We start from the raw sequence: 16,314 nt of genomic DNA, 5'->3' as shown, positions 1-16,314 counted from the left end.
AGCGGCGCGGTACGGCCGGTCGAGTTGCGAGCGCCGTCGGTGGGATGGTCTCGAGTAGCCGTCGCTCGTCCCTCGCGACGGCCACTCGACCAACGACCCGGCCTGTTGGTCGAGTAGCGAGCCGAGTGTCCCAGGGCAGCGCATCCGGTCGGGAGCGAGCGCCAGTGAGGCCGTGCCGAGACAGCTCCGCCTCAGGACAGCTCGGTGCCCGGGGTCAGGCGCCAACCCTCCGCGGTGCGCTCCACCAGATGATGCCGCTCGAGGTAGAGCAACGCCGTGGCGACGTCCTGGATCGCGACGCCGGCAACCCTGGCGATCGACGCCGGGCTCGCCGCCCGGCCCACCGGGACGGCGTCGAGCACCTGACGGTGCCGGGCGCTGAGCCGGTCGCGCGGCTTGGCCGGTCCACGACGCTCGGTGACCAGGTGCTCCCCCGGCCGCGCGATCAGTTCGAGCACCTCCGCGCCCCTGGTCACGATGACGCCCCTGCCCTGCCTGACCTGCTCGAGCACGCCGAGCGAGGTGATCTCCGAGATCGGGCCCGGCACGCACATCAGCAACCGATTGAGTCGGTGCGCCCAGTTCGCGGTGTTGAGCGCGCCGCTGCGCGGCGCCGCCTGCACCAGGACGGTGCCACGGGTCAACGCGGCGATCAACCGGTTGCGACCCAGGAACCGCATCCGCGTCACCGGCAGCCCGGGCGCGAGCTCGGAGACCAGGGCGCCCTGGTCGAGAACGCTCAGCAGCAGCCGGGTGTTCTGCGCGGGGTAGAGCCGGTCGAGTCCGCAGGCGAGCACCGCCACGGTGGCTCCGCGTCCGGCCAGCGCGCCGCGATGACTGGCCGCGTCGATGCCGATGGCGCCGCCCGAGACGACGACGAACCCCTCCGCCGCGACCCCGGCCGCGATCTGCCCGGCGCACTCCAGGCCGTAGGTGGTCGCCGAGCGGGAGCCCACCGAGGCCACCGACCGTGCGAGCCGGTCGAGTCTGAGCGGGCCCCGCACCCACAGCCCGAGCGGCACCCCGCCACGCTCCTGCACCGGCTCGAGGCCGGCGAGGTCGTCGACCTGGGTCGGCCACTCCGGATCACTCGGGACCACGAACCTGATCCCCTGCCGATCGGCGTCCTCCAGGATCCGGTCGGGGCGGACCTCGCCAAGCCGCGCAGCGACGTCGCCCCGGACGCCGCCGGCCCGCGGGGACCCGGCCGGCGAGGACCCGGCCGAGCAAGGCTCGGCGCGTTGCAGCTCGCCGTACAGCTCGACCGCCGACATGCCCGCCAGCAGACTGTCCAGCCGCGGGTCGCCGGGCTCGAAGAGCGACCCGAGTGCGACCCTGGCCAGCCGGTCGCGCTCGGCGTCGGCGGCGTCGAGGGCGTCAAGGGCGACCGGGCTCATGAAGGCTCACCGTGCCGGCTCGGCACCGGCCGACGTCGGCGGTGATAGTCGTCGGCCAGCAGTGGATCACCCGAGCGCAGCCGCAGTGCGGTGTGGACCTCGCGAACCCCCGGCACCGCGACCCCGGCCAGGTCCGCCACCGTCCAGGCGAGCCGGTGGACACGCACCGCTCCGCGCCGGCTGAGCTTCCCGGCGAAGACCAGCTGGTCGAGCTCGGCCTGCCCGGCCGCGACCAGCGGCCATCGCTCGCGCAGCGCCGTGCTGGTGGCCTGTCCGTTGAGTCGCCAGCCGCAATCGGCGTACCGCTCGGCCTGCCGCTCTCGCGCGGCGACGACCCGCTCGCGCACCGCCGCGCTGCTCTCCGGGACCTCACCGGGGTCGTACTCGTGCGGCTGCAGCGGACGCACGTGCCGGGTGATGTCGATCCGGTCCGCGATCGGGCCGGTGATCTTCTTGCCGTACTCCCGGCGCTCCACCTCCCGGCAGGTGCAGGGCTCGCCGTTGACGTCGGCGGAGTGGTTGCCGCACGGACACGGGTTGGCGGCCAGCACGACCAGGCTGTGCGCCGGCATCGTGACCATCTCCTCGGCGCGCGCGATGGTGATGTCGCCGCTCTCCAGCGGCTCGCGCAGGGCCTCGATGACGTCGGCGCGGAACATCGGGAACTCGTCGAGGAAGAGCACCCCGCCATGGGCGAGCGAGATCTGGCCGGGCCGTACGCGCGGATGGCCTCCGCCGACCAGACTCGCCTTGGACGCGTCGTGGTGCGGCGCGGTGAACGGCGGGCGGCGCAGCAGCCCCCGCACCGGATCGAGTACGCCGGCCAGCGACTGCACCGCCATCAGCTCGACCGCGACGTCGGGCTCGAGGTCCGGGAGGATCGTCGCGACCCGCTCGGCGATGGAGGTCTTGCCGCACCCCTTGGGCCCCCGCAGCAGGATGTGGTGGCCGCCGGCCGCGGCGACCTCGATCGCGAACCTCACCTCTCTCATGCCGACCAGATCGGCGAGATCGACCTCCTCGAGCCGGTCCTCGCCACGCCAGCCGAGGATCTGTCCGCTGGCGCCGGCCGGCACCGGCGGAGCCGGTGGGACCTCCTCGCCGCGCAGCTCGGCGACCACCTGGGCGAGCGAGCGCAGACCGAGCACCTCCATCCCGGGGACCATCGCCGCCTCCCGGGCCTGTGGCTCGGGCACGATCACCCTGCGGAGGTCGCGCTGGCGGGCGGCGAGCACCATCGGCAGCACCCCGGTCACCGGCCGCAGTCCGCCGTCGAGGGAGACCTCGCCGATGAGCGCGCAGGCGTCGAGCGCCGCGGTGTCGAGCGTGCCGGCGGCCGCCAGGATCGCGACGGCCATGGCCAGGTCGTAGTGGGTGCCGGACTTCGGCAGGTCGGCCGGGGAGAGCAGGACGGTCGTCCTTCTGGTGCTGGGCCACTCCAGACCGCTGTTGACCACCGCCATCCGGACCCGGTCGCGGCCCTCGGTGAGGGCGAGGTCGGCCCGTCCCACCAGGGTCAGGCCCGGCATCCCGGGCGAGACGTCGGCCTGGACGTCGACGAGATGACCGACGGCGCCGTTGAGCGCGACGGTGTGCGTGCTGGCGAACACCTCACAGCCCCCGCACGTGGTCGACGCGTGCGGCACCCCGATCGGGATGGATGATCGCGACCAGGTCGATGCGCAGCTCCGGCGCGGCGACCCGGTGGGCCTGCATCCACTGCTCCCCCAGCCGGCGGAGCCGGCCGAGCTTCGCCTCGTCGATCGCCTCGTGCGGGGTGCCGAAGTCGGCACCGCTGCGGGTCTTGACCTCGCAGATCACCAGGACGTCCCCGTCGCGCAGGACCAGATCGAGCTCGCCCTCGGCGGCGCGCCAGTTCCGGTCCAGCAGGATCATGCCGGCGGCCACCAGATGCCGCTCGGCGACCTGCTCGCCGTACCTCCCCAACGCCTGCCTGGCCTGTGCGGTGGTGCTCATCAGCCGTCCCCTCGTGCCTACGCTCGGTTCACGAGGGTCAGCATCGCCATCGACGCCGACCCTCGCCACACGTCACGAGCGCGCTGGGGACAACCGCTGCTCGAAGCTGCGTTGGGGAGGAAACGGGGACGGGATCCCGGCCGGCGTCAGTCCTTGGGCGGGTCGAGGTCGGCGGGAGTGAGGGTCTCGACGTTGACGTCCTTGAAGGTCAGCACCTTCACCGCCTTGGCGAACCGCGCCGGTCGGTACATGTCCCAGACCCAGCAGTCGTTCATCGAGACCTCGAAGAAGACGTCACCGCTCTCGGTACGCGCTTTCACGTCCACCTGGTTGCACAGATAGAAGCGTCGGTCGGTCTCGACGACGTACTTGAAGATGCCGACCACGTCGCGGTACTCGCGGTAGAGGGTCAGCTCCATCTCGGTCTCGTACTTCTCGAGATCCTCCGCGCTCATGCTCCAGACTCTAGTGCCGCGGTGTTCGACCGACCGCGCGCCCCGGCGGCCGATGGGCCCGGGCGTCGTACGGGCAGCTTCCAGGTGAGCCGGTGGTGCGGGCTGGGGCCGAGCTCGGCCAGCGCGGCCAGGTGGCCGGGCGAGGCGTAGCCCTTGTTCTCCTCCCAGCCGTAGTCGGGGTAGTCGCCATGCAGGCCGACCATCAGCGCGTCCCGTTCGGTCTTGGCCAGGATGCTGGCCGCGGCGACGGCCGCGCACCGCAGGTCGGCCTTGATCATCGTGGTCACCGGCGGGACCGGTACGGCGACCGGGGCCGTCGCGCCGAGGAGGTCGGCCGGGTCCTCGAAGAGCTGCTGGGCCGGCGAGAGGTAGTCGTGGTTGCCGTCCAGCAGCAGCGCGTCCGGGGCGGCGTCGAGCTGGGCGAGCGCCCGCTGGCCGGCCAGCCGCATCGCCGCCATCAGGCCGATCCGGTCGATCTCGGCGGAGCTGGCGTGCCCCACACCGCTGGCCCGGGCCCACCGCCGGATCTTCGGCGCCAGCCGCATCCGAGCCGCCGGGGTGAGCAGCTTGCTGTCCCGCACCCCCGCCGGCGCCGTACGGGTCTCGGCGTCGACGACCACGACGCCGATGCTCACCGGGCCGCACAGCGCGCCGCGACCCACCTCGTCACAGGCGGCCAGCCGGGTGACGCCGCCACGAAGGATCGCCCGCTCGACCCGCAGGGTGGGGGTGCCCGCTCTCATCGGTCGGGCACATCCGCGAAGGTCGAGGGCCGGTGGATGATCGTGGCGCGATCCAGCGGCCAGGCCAGCGCCACCACCTTGCCGACGACGTCGTCCACCGGCACGTACGGCGACTTGGCGCAATCGGTCTCCGCGCTGGTGCACAGGTGGGCCGAGCTGTCCGAGGAGTTGGCCCGGTTGTCGCCCATCACGAACATGTCACCCTCCGGCACCGGCCCCACGCTCCAGTGCTTGGTGCCGGGCATCGGCCCGTAGCAGGTGCCCGGCTCGGAGGCCTCCCCGCAGGCGTAGCTGGCCGGCCTGGCGTAGTCCTGCTCGTTCAGCGCCACCCCGTTGACCCGGATCCGGCCGCGGATGTCGCAGCAGCTGATGGTGTCGCCCGCCACTCCGATCACCCGCTTCACCAGATGTCCGCCCTGAGGGTAGAGCCCGATGGCGGCCATCGCCTTGGTGAGCGGGTTGGAGGCGGTGGTCTCCTCGCTGGCGTCGAGCCATCCCTTGGAGTCGGAGAAGACCACGATGTCACCGCGCGAGGGCCCGCCGAACCAGTACGACGGCTTCTCCACGATCACCCGATCGTCGGTCTTGACCGCGCTCCCGCCCTGCAGACCCGGCTCCATCGACTCCGAGGGGATGTAGAAGGCCTGGACGAAGAACGACTTCACGATCACCGCGGCGACCACCGCCAGGACGACCAGGATGACCGTCTCCTGCAGCAGCGAGAGTCGCGGCTTGCGCCTGTTCTCGCTCGCTGCCGGCTCAGACGACGACCGCGACCCCGCCGGATCGTCACCGTCCTCGGGAGGCTCGGCTTCGACGGCGGGATCGCGGTCGGTTGAGGTCACGCGCAGATTCTAGAGAACCGCTGGGGCTCAGGCCTCGCGGCGCTCCTTGATCTTCGCCTTCTTGCCTCGCAGGTTGCGCAGGTAGTAGAGCTTGGCCCGGCGCACGTCACCCCGGGTGACGACCTCGAGCGACTCGAAGATCGGGGAGTGCAGCGGGAAGGTGCGCTCCACGCCGACCCCGAAGGAGACCTTGCGGACGGTGAAGGAGCGGGAGACGCCGGCGCCCTGGAGGCGGATCACGACGCCCTGGAAGACCTGGATGCGGGACCGGTTGCCCTCGACGACCTTGACGTGCACCTTGACGGTGTCACCGGCGCGGAAGTCCGGGAGGTCGTCGCGCTTGATGGCGTCGCCGAGATCGGCGATGACGTTGCTCATGTCTCTCCTCGCAGCTGCCACAGGTCAGCCGCGGTACTCAGAGTGTCGGTGTTCAGATCTCGGGTCCACGCGCTGGCCGGCGGCGTGCGGTTCCCCCCGTGGCAGGAGCCCGACGCAGATCCCCCGGGTGCGTGCTTCGGGGCGATCCTTCGGCCGAGTGGACCAAGGCAGAAGTCTGCCACAGCGGTGTCGTCGCACCGAAATCGTTCGCCCTGCCCGCCCAGCACCGCCCGATTCGCCGTCTTCGCCGCGCCCGGCTCAGCGGACCGTCTTGGCGAAGACCACCGCCGTCGGGCCGGGCCCGGGCCGATCGCGGCGCAGCCGGAACCCGGCTCGGGCGTAGAGACGGTGGTTGCGCTCGCTGGCCGCACCGGTGAACAGCCACATCCGGCGGACCCCGGCCGGCGCGACGGCCTGGATGTGCTCGAGCAGGGCTCGCCCCAGGCCGCCGCCCTGCAGGTCGGGGGCGACCATCAGGCGGCCGATCTCCCACTCGGCGTCGGCGGCGTCGACGCCGCCGTCGACACCGCCGTCGGGGGACACCGTCCGGCCGCGGACGGACCCGATCAGTCGGCCGGCCTGGCGTACGACATAGGTGTCCCACTCGCCCAGTCCGGCCTGGACGTCGGCGAGCGTCTCGTGCAGCGTCGGGATCCGCAGGTCGTCGTTGGCGATCGCCTCCTGGACCCAGCAGGCTCGCTGCAGGGTGAGGATCTCACCGGCGTCGGCGCGAGTGGCCGGCGTGATCTCCCACTCACCGGCCACCGCGCTGGGATGCAGCAGGTCGGGCCGTCGCTCCGCCGTACGTCGCAGGGCCTGATCGTGCCGCCAGGCGGCGATCCTGGCGTGGTCGCCGGTCCGCAGCACCGGCGGCACCTCGAGACCGCGCCAGGAGGCCGGCTTGGTGTAGACCGGATACTCCAGCAGCCCGGTCTCGGAGTGGGACTCCTCGGCGAGCGAGTCCGCGTTGCCCATGAAGCCCGGCAGCAGCCGGACGACCGCCTCGGTGATCGCCAGGGCGGCTGCCTCTCCCCCGTTGAGGACGTAGTCGCCCAGGCTGATCTCACGCACCTCGGCCAGGTCGCGGGCGTGGTCGATGACCCGCTGGTCGATGCCCTCGTAGCGGCCGATGAGGAAGACCAGCCGCTCGCGGGTGGCCAGCTCCGCGGCGAGCGCCTGATCGAACGGCTCCCCCGACGGCGTGGTCACCACCACAGTGGTGCCGGCGCGGGCCGGGCCGTCCGGGACCAGCCCGAGCTCGTCGAACGCCTCGCCGAACGGCTCCGGCTTGAGCACCATCCCGGCGCCGCCGCCGTACGGGGTGTCGTCGACGGTGCGATGGCGGTCGTGGGTCCAGTCGCGCAGGTCGTGGATGTGCAGGTCGAGCAGGCCGGAGGCGACCGCCCGGCCCGGCAGGCTGAGGGTGAGCGGAGCCAGATAGTCCGGGAAGAGGGTCAGATAGTCGAGCCTCACGCCTCCTCCAGTGGCGCGATCAGCCCGGGGCGGTCGGCGATCACGACCCGGGCGGCGGCGAGGTCGACGACCGGCACGAGCTGGGTCACGAAGGGGACGAGGGCGTCCCGGCCGTCCGGCGTACGGATGGAGAGCAGGTCCTGGGCTCCGCCGTGGACGACCTCGGTGACGGTGCCGAGCGGGGTCTCGTCCCGGTCGTAGGCCGCCAGCCCGACCAGCTGATGGTCGTAGAACTCGTCGGGATCCGCCGGGGTCTCGTCGGTGGGCACGTCGACGAAGAGCAGCGTCCCGCGGGCACCCTCGGCGGCACCGCGGTCCCGGATCTCCTCGAAGCCGGCCAGGAGCAGCCGCTGGTGCCACCGGGCGCTGCGCACGGTGAGCTCACCCTGGGCGACACCGTCGTACGCCGACCCCCGCGCGGGCCGCGCGCGCAGCACCGTCCCGGGGGCGAACCGGCGCTCGGGCTCGTCGGTGCGGACATCGATGGTGACCAGTCCACGCACTCCGTGCGGCTTGCCGATCCGGCCGACCATGACCTCGATCGTCTCCGCGGACTCCCTGGGCTCCCTGGGCTCCATAGGCTCATTCTCCTGTATCGAGGCGGAGGTATCGCTCCCGCCCGGTGGGCCGGGCGGCGCGGGGACGACGAAGCGGGCGCCACCCGGAGGTGACGCCCGCCTGCGAGCACTCGTCGGTGCCGGCTCAGCGCTCCCGGTCGACGTCGACGAAGTCGATCCGGGCGCCGTTGCCGTCGGCGAGCGCGTTGACCACGGTGCGGAACGCGGTGGCGGTACGACCGCCGCGGCCGATCACCTTGCCGAGGTCGTCGGGATGCACCCGGACCTCGAGCACCGAACCGCGTCGCAACTGCTTGTCGCGCACGCTCACGTCGTCCGGGTGATCGACGACCCCGCGGACGAGGTGTTCGAGCGCCTCGGCGAGCATGCTGCTCAGGCCTCGGACTCGGCAGACCCGGCGGGCTCGGTGGCCGCGACGGGCTCGGTGGCCTCGGCGGCCGGCGACTCCTCGGCCTTCTTCGGCGACTTCGCCGTGACGGCCTCGGCACCTCCGGTGCTGTGCGCCTCGGCAAGAGCCTTGTTGAACAGGTCGAGCTTGTCCGGCTTGGGCGCGGCGGTCTTCAGCCGGCCCTCGGCACCCGGCAGGCCCTTGAACTTCTGCCAGTCACCGGTCACCTTGAGGATGGTCTCGACGGCGTCGCTCGGCTGAGCACCGACACCGAGCCAGTACTGGGCACGCTCAGAGACGACGGAGATGTAGGAGGGGTCCTCCTTGGGGTGGTACTTCCCGATCTCCTCGATCACCTTGCCGTCGCGCTTCTTGCGGGAGTCGACGACGACGATGCGGTATTGCGGCACCCGGATCTTGCCCAGGCGCTTCAAGCGGATCTTGACAGCCACAGTTGGTGGTATTCCTTCGGAATCGAATGTGGGTGAGGCGGCCACGCACGGTGTGGGGACACCCGAGCGGTCGTCTCGATGGGCACTGCGTCGCCCGGTTGAGAGGGTCCGGACGCACAGGACTCAGCGCAGAAGTCTGCCAGAGTCCGGCGACGACGGCGAAATCCGCATCCGCCGCAACCAACCGGCGGTGGCCGAAGTCTGTACCGGTATGACTGCTGTGAGCCTCGCCTCCCCGCGCGAACTCGGCCGACCCGACCTCGACACCCCGCGGCCGCCCGTCTCGCCCATGCTGCCGGTGACACCACCCGCCCGGCCGCGGCTCTCCCAGCGCCATCCGGCGCTCTACCCGGTCGCGGTGCGCGCCCATCGCGCCCGGCGCCGGGTGCAGTGGTGGCTCTCGGATGCGCGCTGGGCGGCCACGCGTGCCGATCGGCCGCTCGACGTACGGGTGATGAAGCATGCCTCGCTGCTGATGCGCGAGCTGGACGGCGCCGAGATGGAGCTGCAGCGCAACAAGGTGGTCAACCTGCGGCTGGCGGCACCGCGGGTGGACGGCCTGCTGATCGGCCCGGGCGAGACGTTCAGCTTCAACAAGGTGGTGGGCAACTGCACCCGGCGCAAGGGATACATCGAGGGGATGCGGCTCTCCAACGGCGAGGCGCGCAGCGGCGTCGGCGGCGGCATCTGTCAGCTGGCGAACCTGCTGCACTGGATGTTCCTGCACTCCCCCATGACCGTGATCGAGCGCTCCGAGCACAGCTTCGACCCGTTCCCGGACAGCAAGCGGGTGCTGCCCTGGGGCGTGGGCTGCTCGATCGTCTACAACTACGTCGACCTGGTGGTGCGCAACGACACCGAGGTGACCTTCCAGCTCGGCGTGCGCGTCGGCGAGCGGCACCTCAAGGGAGAGCTGCGGGCCGACCGGCCGATCCCGCTCTCGTACCGGGTCGAGGCCCGTGGTGAGGAGTTCGTTCGTACGCCGAGCGGCGAGGTCTATCGGCGCAACGAGATCTGGCGCACCAGCATCGACAAGCGCACCGGCGACCGGGTGGTCACCGAGTGCGTCAAGCGCAACTGTGCGCTGGTGAAGTACCTGCCGGACGAGGACCGCATCCGCGACCTGTGACCCCTCCGCGCCGCGAGGCCACGGGCGCGGCTCAGCAGCGCGAGCCGACCACCCGCCCGCGGAGGACGACGGCCGCCGGCCGGGCGAGCACCGACAGGTCCGCCAGCGGGTCGGCGTCGTAGACCACGAAGTCGGCCGGATCGCCCTCGGCCAGGCCGGCGTGGTGACCCAGCCACTCCCGCGCCCGCCAACTGCCGGCGCCCAGCGCCACCTCGGCCGGCAGCCCGAGCCGGTGCAGCGCGATGATCTCCTCGGGCAGGATGCCGTGCCGCTGGTTGCCGCCGCCGTCGGAGCCGGCGAAGAGTGGGATCCCGGCCTCGTGGGCGGACATGAGCGTCTCGCGCCGGCGGGCGTGGAGATCCTCCATGGTGGCGGCGTACGCCGGGAACTTCGGCGCGGCCTGAGCGGCCAGGTCGGGGAAGATCCCGATCTGCAGCACCGTCGGCACCAGCGCGGTGCCGGCCGTCGCCATCGCCTCGATCTGACCGAGGTCGAGGCCGGTGCCATGCTCGATGCAGTCGATGCCGGCCGCGATCAGACCGGTGAGCACGTCGTGGCCGAAGCAGTGCGCGGTCACCCGGGCACCGTGGTCGTGCGCGGTGGCGATCGCGGCCGCGAAGGCATCGGCGGGGAAGCTCGGCGCGAGGTCGCCGGCGTCCCGGTCGATCCAGTCGCCGACCAGCTTGACCCAACCGTCGCCGCGCTCGGCTTGGACGGCAACCGCCGCGACCAGGTCGGCCGGCTCGACCTCGTCGGCGTAGTTGCGTAGATAGCGCCGGGTGCGGGCGATGTGCCGACCGGCGCGGATCAACCGCGGCAGGTCCTCGCGCTGCTGCACCCATCGGGTGTCGGCCGGGCTACCGCAGTCGCGCAGCAGCAGCGCGCCGGCGTCCCGGTCCGCGATCGCCTGGGCCTCGGTCTCGGAGTCGTCGACGGCGCCGGACTCGCCGAGCCCGACATGACAGTGCGCATCGACCAGGCCGGGCACGATCCAGCCGGAGGCCGCCGTCTCCGCGCCCGCGACCGGCTCGTGGGTGATCCGCCCGTCGACGACGTACAGGGTGCGGCTCTCCCCGTCGGGCAGGACCGGTCCAGCAAAGCGCAGCGCGGGCATGAGCGCGAGGTTACCGGCCCGGCTCGACCCCACATCGCCGATCTGTGGGAGCTCAGTCCTGCTGCTCGGCCTGGTCGATCAGGTCGGTGACCCAGGCCAGTGGCCGGATCCGGCCACTCACGATCGGCTCGTCCTCCTCCTGACGAGTCGAGGACGGGATGCCGATCAGCCGTCCGTCGTTGTCGATCGCGGCACCGCCGGAGTTGCCCGGCGCGATCCGGGCGTCGGTGTCGATCTCGGAGCGCTTGCCGATCGGCTCACGGTCCAGGAAGGTCGAGATCACGCCTCGGGTGACGCTGACCTCGGGTGCCTTCACCTCGGTGACGTCGAGGTCGGTGGCGATCCCCGGGAAGCCCAGGATGGTGACGTCGTCACCGGTGTGCATCGCGTCGGAGTCGCCGAGCTTCATCGTCGGCAGATCGAGGGCGTCGATGTCGTTGCCCTCCCCGTCGGCATAGATCTTGATCACCGCGGCGTCCACGTGGCCGTCGGCGGCCACCACCTTGGCCAGGTAGTCCGGCTCGGTGTAGTCGGTGGCGTAGCCGTTGTCGGGGTCGGTGATGTTGACGTAGACGAACTCCGGGTCCGGCAGGTTCTCCGTCGAGCCGTACAGCTCGCTGAGTCCGTCGGCGCTGGGTGCGGCGACATGGGCGTTGGTGAGGATCAGGCCGTCCTTGCGGATGATCGATCCGGAGCCGGTCCAGGCGACCTTGCCCTGGTCGGTGTCCTCGTAGGCGGTGATCAGCACCGTCGCCGCCTGGGCGGCGTTGAGCTCGCCGGCGGTGAGCCGGTCCATCGAGTCCTCACCGGATCGGGTGAGGACGAGTACGGCGGCCAGACTGCCGCCGAGCGCCAGCACGAGGGCCGCGGCGATGCCGATGATCGTGAGCCGCCTGCGCCGCCGCCTGCGGGCGAACCGGGCCACCTCCTCGGCGGCGCTGTGGATCGGCACCAGCGAGAGCCGCTCACCGGCGACCGGATGGCCGAGCCGGAGGTCGGTGGTCTCGTCGAAGTCGATCCGGGTGATCGGCCGACCGTCGAGGTAGGAGCCGGCCGGAGAGAGGTTCTCGAACACCCAGCCACCGGGCTTGGCGACGACCCGGGCGTGCTGTCGGGAGACCCCCTGGTCCTCGAGGACCACGGAGCACTCGCGGGCGCGGCCGATGGTGAGGGCGGCGGGATGGCGGAACCGATGCTCCCGGCCCTCGGCCACCAGGAGGAGATCGGGTCCCGACGGCGGCGGCGCCATCATGCCGAGCGGCACCGGGACTCCCATCCCGGGTGCGATGGTGCGCTCCGCGTCCGACTCGGCGGGCGGGATCTGGTCGGGCGCCGGCCAGGAGGCGGACGCCGTCGGGGCGGGCGGCATCTGGACGGGCGGCATCTGGATCGGCACCGGGGCCGGCGATGGCGGCGATGCGGGGGCCGGGGCGGCCACCGGCTGGGCGAGCACCTGCACGCGCAGGGTGGAGCCGGGCGCCGGCGGGCCGCACTGGATGTCGACGGTGCCCGCGAGGGCCAGCTGGCGCACCGGTACGCCGGCCACGAAGGTGCCGCCCGCGCTCCCCGCATCGGCCAGCACCCAGCCGGTCGGGGTGGGACGCAGCTCGGCGTGCGCCCGCGAGACCGAGGGGGCGGAGAGCACGACATCGGCGTCGATCGACCGGCCGATCCGGACCACGGAGCCATCCGGGAAGCTCAATGCCCGGCCGTCGACCTCGATGCGCAGGTTCTGCATGCGCCTACCCTTACCCAATCCGGCCCGGATATCACCACGGACCTGACCACCGGTGCGCTCGACGCATCGCCGACCCAGCCGACCCAGCCGACCGGTCACGATCCCGCGGCCGGGCCGCTCACAGCTGGTCGAGCAGCCAGGACGGGCTCATCGCGAGCTCGGCGCCGGACCTGGCCCGCAGCATCCGGTCGGCACTGACCAGGGTGACCCGGCTCCCGCGGCCGGCCGCCGCGCGGACCTCGGCGACGATGGTGCTGTCGCCGTCGCGCGGGGCGTGCACGGTGCGCACGTGCGCATCGCGTCCGGCTCGCACACCGGCCTTGGCGGCTCCCTCGAGGACCAGCACGATCTCGTCGTACGTGGTGTCGGCCACCAACAGCCGCTCGTGCAGCCGACGGGCGGCGCCGGGGCGATCCTTCCACCAGCCGTCCGGCCGAGAGCCGACGACGTTGGCGCCGTCGACGACGAGGACGGTGCCCGGCCGGCTCACCCGCGCTCCTCGAGCCCGCCGACGAGCCGGACCGCTCGCGCCGACGGCGCCCGCGCAGTCCCGAGACCGCCGATGCCGAGACCGCCGATGCCGTGACCGCCGATGCCGAGACGCATGGCTACTTCAGGTACTTCGAGAAGTCCTTGGGCAGGTTGAGCTGCGCGGCGGCTGCCTCGTAGTCGACCTGGTCGGCGCCGGCCGGCGTACCGAACGGGTTCGCGGCCGCCGGCTTCTGGGCCTCCTTGGCGGCCGCCGCCTTGGCCTGCTGCGCTGCCTTCGCCGGGTTCCCGGAGCGGCGCGCGCCCTTGCCCTTCTTCTGCTTCGCCTGCTGCTTCGCCCCGGCGCGCTTGCCGAACCCCGCCCCCGGCATGCCCGGCATGCCACCGCCGGCGGCCATCTGGGTCATCATCTTCTTGGCCTCGCCGAACCGGTCGACCAGCTGGTTGACGTCGGAGACCTGACGGCCGGAGCCCTTCGCGATCCGCAGCCGGCGGGAGCCGTCGAGCAGCTTGGGATTGGCGCGCTCGGCCGGGGTCATCGAGCAGATGATGGCCTGGATCCGGTCGATCTCGCGCTCGTCGAAGTTGGCGAGCTGCTCGCGGAACTGCCCCATCCCGGGCAGCATCCCCATCAGCTTCGACATCGAGCCGAGCTTGCGCAGCTGCTGCATCTGGGTGAGGAAGTCGTCGAGGGTGAACTCGCCGCTGCCCAGCTTCTCGGCGGTCTTCGCGGCCTCCTCGGCATCGAACGCCTTCTCGGCCTGCTCGATGAGGGTGAGCACGTCACCCATGTCGAGGATCCGGGAGGCCATCCGGTCGGGGTGGAAGAGGTCGAAGTCGGTCATCTTCTCGCCGTTGGAGGCGAACATGACCGGCCGGCCGGTGATCTGCACGATGGAGAGCGCGGCGCCACCCCGGGCGTCGCCGTCCAGCTTGGTCAGCACCACCGCGTCGTACCCGACGCCGTCGAGGAACGCCTGCGCGGTGGTGACCGCGTCCTGGCCGATCATGGCGTCGACGACGAAGAGAACCTCGTCGGGCTGGATCGCGGCCCGGATGTCGATCGCCTGCTGCATCATCTCCGCGTCCACGCCGAGCCGGCCGGCGGTGTCGACGATGACCACGTCGTGCAGGGTGCGCCTGGCCTCCTCCAGCGAGGCACGGGCCACCGCCACCGGGTCACCACCGTGCTCGATCCCCTGGGCATTGCCGGGCTCCGGTGCGAAGACCGGTACGCCGACCCGCTCGCCGTTGACCTGGAGCTGGTTGACCGCGTTGGGCCGCTGCAGGTCGCAGGCCACCAGCAGTGGACTCTTGCCCTGGCCCTTGAGCCAGAGTGCGAGCTTGGCCGCCAGCGTGGTCTTGCCGGCACCCTGCAGGCCGGCGAGCATGATGACCGTCGGTCCGGTCTTGGCGTACCGCAGTCGGCGGGTCTCCCCGCCGAGGATCGCGATCAGCTCCTCGTTGACGATCTTGACGACCTGCTGGGCCGGGTTGAGCGCGGCGCTGACCTCCTCGCCGCGGGCACGCTCCTTGACCCGGCCGACGAACTCGCGCACCACCGGCAGCGCGACGTCCGCCTCCAGCAGCGCGATCCGGATCTCGCGCGCGGTGGCGTCGATGTCGGCCTCGGAGAGCCGTCCCTTGCCACGGAGGTTCTTGAAGGTCGAGGCGAGACGGTCGGAGAGCGTGGCGAACAAGTGCTGGTCCCTCTTGCGCGATTCGGATGCGGGTGGGTTCCTAGCCTAACCGGGCGCCCCCGATCGGCCGGTGTCGCCGCTGGCAGGCGCCACTTACTGCGTGAAACTGCCACTTCCTGCGCGTTGCAACACGCAGGAAGTGCCAGTTTCACCGGTGAACCGGTGAAACCTCCCCCCGCCCCGCCCTCAGCCGGTCAGCGCGGCCCTCACCGCGTGGGCGGCGCTGGCGGCGCGGGTGTCGCCGAGCGCACCGGCGGATGCCTCCTGCAGGTAGAAGACGTCGACCGCCTGCGGTCCGAGGGTGGAGATGTGCGCCGAGCGCACCACGATGTCGAGCGCGGCCAGCGCCCGGCAGACCGCGGAGAGCAGCCCTGGCCGGTCCAGCGTGCGCACCTCCAGGACGGTGGCCTGCGCCGACGCCTCGGGACGTACGACGACCGACGGCTCCCCCGCGCCGGTCGCGCCGAGACGGGCGGCCACGTCCACGCGTCCGGCCTCGATCGCCTCGAACCGGTGCCGCAGCACGGTCGGATCGACCCGGTTCTCGGCAAGCTCCCACACGCTGACCGCATAGCGACCCTGGGACCAGGCCCGGCAGGCCCGGACCGGGACGCGCTGCATGGCGAAGGTCGCCGCGACGTCGGCGAGCAGCCCGACCCGGTCCGGCCCCAGCACCCACATCCGGGAGCCCTCGGAGGGCTCGTCGGTCTGCTCGGCCCAGAAGGCGACGGCACCGCCGCGGGCCGCGTCCGGGACCTCGACCTCCGGATAGGCGAGCTCGGGTGGAGCGGTCCCGGCATCGATCACCCCCGCCACCCGGCGGGAGAGGTCGCCGATCAGCTGGGCGCGCCACGTCGACCAGGCCTTCGGACTGGTGGCCCGGGCGTCGGCCTCGGTCAGCGCGGTGAGCAGGGAGAGCTCCTCGGTGTCCCGGACGCAGTCGACCATCAACGCGATGGTCGCCGGGTCACCGGGATCCCGGGTGGTGGCGGTGACGGCGAGCAGCAGGTGCCAGCGGACCAGGTGGGCGACCAGCTCCGCGCTGCGCTCGTCGTACCCGATCCGCAGCGCGATCTCGCGGGCGATCGGCTCGCCGGCGATGCTGTGCTCGACCAGACCGCCCTTGCCGATGTCGTGCAGCAGGGCGGTGACCAGCAGCACGTCCGGACGGGCGACCCGGTCGAGCAACGCGGAGGCCTCGATGCAGGTCTCGATGACGTGCCGGTCGACGGTGAAGCGGTGGATGATCGAGGCATGCGGCAGCAGCCGCAGCCGCTCCCACTCGGGCAGGATCCGGGCCAGTGCCCCGGTCGCCTCCAGCGTCTCCCAGATCAACAGCAGACCGCGGCCGGCGCCGAGCAGCCGGACGAAGAGCTGTCGGGCCTCCTCGGGCCAGGGCTCGGGCAGCGGCGCGGACTCGCGGGCCAGCCGGGCGGCCGTGGGCGGCGCCAGCACCAC

At 72.2% G+C, this 16,314-nt stretch carries 17 protein-coding genes and 1 pseudogene; 1 reads left to right on the top strand and 17 read right to left on the bottom strand.

All coding sequences use genetic code 11. The features are described from left to right. Nucleotides 1-191 precede the first annotated feature (191 nt). The 12 genes and pseudogenes from dprA to rpsP form a co-directional block, all read right to left on the bottom strand. Nucleotides 192-1,397: a DNA-processing protein DprA gene (gene dprA / locus QM638_RS07770; RefSeq protein ID WP_415141383.1), complete on the bottom strand. Its 1,206-nt coding sequence runs from the start codon at nt 1,395-1,397 to the stop codon at nt 192-194. Continuing rightward, nucleotides 1,394-3,007, bottom strand: a complete 1,614-nt coding sequence (locus tag QM638_RS07765) for a YifB family Mg chelatase-like AAA ATPase (RefSeq protein ID WP_415141382.1) — start codon at nt 3,005-3,007, stop codon at nt 1,394-1,396. Before QM638_RS07765 ends, dprA begins: the two co-directional genes overlap by 4 nt. A 1-nt stretch (nt 3,008) precedes the next feature. After that, on the bottom strand, nt 3,009-3,374 hold the full coding sequence (locus QM638_RS07760; protein WP_415141381.1) for a YraN family protein: 366 nt from the start codon (nt 3,372-3,374) through the stop codon (nt 3,009-3,011). A 146-nt stretch (nt 3,375-3,520) separates the two neighbouring features. Beyond that, entirely contained in the window at nt 3,521-3,829 is a 309-nt protein-coding gene (locus tag QM638_RS07755) for a DUF2469 domain-containing protein (protein ID WP_415141380.1), read from the bottom strand. Continuing rightward, the gene (locus QM638_RS07750; RefSeq protein ID WP_415141379.1) at nt 3,826-4,572 is read right to left on the bottom strand and encodes a ribonuclease HII; all 747 of its coding nucleotides are present in this window, start codon (nt 4,570-4,572) and stop codon (nt 3,826-3,828) included. The genes QM638_RS07755 and QM638_RS07750 overlap by 4 nt, the downstream gene beginning before the upstream one ends. After that, entirely contained in the window at nt 4,569-5,417 is an 849-nt protein-coding gene (gene lepB / locus QM638_RS07745) for a signal peptidase I (protein WP_415141378.1), read from the bottom strand. Before lepB ends, QM638_RS07750 begins: the two co-directional genes overlap by 4 nt. 27 nt (nt 5,418-5,444) lie before the next feature. Further along, complete coding sequence (rplS, locus tag QM638_RS07740; RefSeq protein WP_415141377.1) at nt 5,445-5,795, bottom strand: 50S ribosomal protein L19; 351 nt, start codon at nt 5,793-5,795, stop codon at nt 5,445-5,447. A 258-nt stretch (nt 5,796-6,053) separates the two neighbouring features. Continuing rightward, on the bottom strand, nt 6,054-6,560 hold the full coding sequence (locus QM638_RS07735; protein ID WP_415141407.1) for a GNAT family N-acetyltransferase: 507 nt from the start codon (nt 6,558-6,560) through the stop codon (nt 6,054-6,056). Between the two features lie 15 nt (nt 6,561-6,575). Continuing rightward, nucleotides 6,576-7,268: pseudogene (gene trmD, locus QM638_RS07730) on the bottom strand (tRNA (guanosine(37)-N1)-methyltransferase TrmD); the annotation flags it as partial. Next, complete coding sequence (gene rimM, locus QM638_RS07725) at nt 7,265-7,846, bottom strand: ribosome maturation factor RimM (RefSeq protein WP_415141376.1); 582 nt, start codon at nt 7,844-7,846, stop codon at nt 7,265-7,267. The pseudogene trmD and the gene rimM, both read right to left, overlap by 4 nt. A 124-nt stretch (nt 7,847-7,970) precedes the next feature. Beyond that, a complete protein-coding gene (locus QM638_RS07720; RefSeq protein ID WP_415141375.1) occupies nt 7,971-8,213 on the bottom strand; it encodes an RNA-binding protein in 243 nt (80 codons plus the stop codon). A 5-nt stretch (nt 8,214-8,218) separates the two neighbouring features. Next, a complete protein-coding gene (gene rpsP / locus QM638_RS07715) occupies nt 8,219-8,686 on the bottom strand; it encodes a 30S ribosomal protein S16 (RefSeq protein ID WP_415141374.1) in 468 nt (155 codons plus the stop codon). 211 nt (nt 8,687-8,897) lie between these two features. On the opposite strand from rpsP, the gene QM638_RS07710 reads away from it, so the two are divergent. Further along, a complete protein-coding gene (locus QM638_RS07710) occupies nt 8,898-9,815 on the top strand; it encodes a VanW family protein (RefSeq protein ID WP_415141373.1) in 918 nt (305 codons plus the stop codon). Between the two features lie 31 nt (nt 9,816-9,846). On the opposite strand, the gene QM638_RS07705 is transcribed toward QM638_RS07710, so the two are convergent. From QM638_RS07705 to QM638_RS07685, 5 genes are all read right to left on the bottom strand, one after another. After that, complete coding sequence (locus QM638_RS07705) at nt 9,847-10,929, bottom strand: amidohydrolase family protein (RefSeq protein ID WP_415141372.1); 1,083 nt, start codon at nt 10,927-10,929, stop codon at nt 9,847-9,849. A 52-nt stretch (nt 10,930-10,981) separates the two neighbouring features. Further along, nucleotides 10,982-12,667, bottom strand: coding sequence for an FHA domain-containing protein (locus QM638_RS07700; RefSeq protein WP_415141371.1), 1,686 nt, complete (start codon nt 12,665-12,667; stop codon nt 10,982-10,984). A 118-nt stretch (nt 12,668-12,785) separates the two neighbouring features. Next, nucleotides 12,786-13,157, bottom strand: a complete 372-nt coding sequence (locus tag QM638_RS07695) for a hypothetical protein (protein ID WP_415141370.1) — start codon at nt 13,155-13,157, stop codon at nt 12,786-12,788. Nucleotides 13,158-13,275: 118 nt separating this feature from the next. Continuing rightward, on the bottom strand, nt 13,276-14,856 hold the full coding sequence (gene ffh, locus QM638_RS07690) for a signal recognition particle protein (protein ID WP_415141369.1): 1,581 nt from the start codon (nt 14,854-14,856) through the stop codon (nt 13,276-13,278). Nucleotides 14,857-15,042: 186 nt separating this feature from the next. After that, a partial coding sequence (locus QM638_RS07685; RefSeq protein WP_415141368.1) for an ACT domain-containing protein occupies nt 15,043-16,314 on the bottom strand: 1,272 nt, incomplete at its 5' end.

The sequence above is a fragment of the Nocardioides sp. genome (genome assembly GCF_047606145.1).
Lineage (GTDB): Bacteria > Actinomycetota > Actinomycetes > Propionibacteriales > Nocardioidaceae > Nocardioides.
The sequence above is the reverse complement of the archived record's forward strand: the minus strand, read 5'-3'. Positions and strand labels throughout refer to the sequence as shown.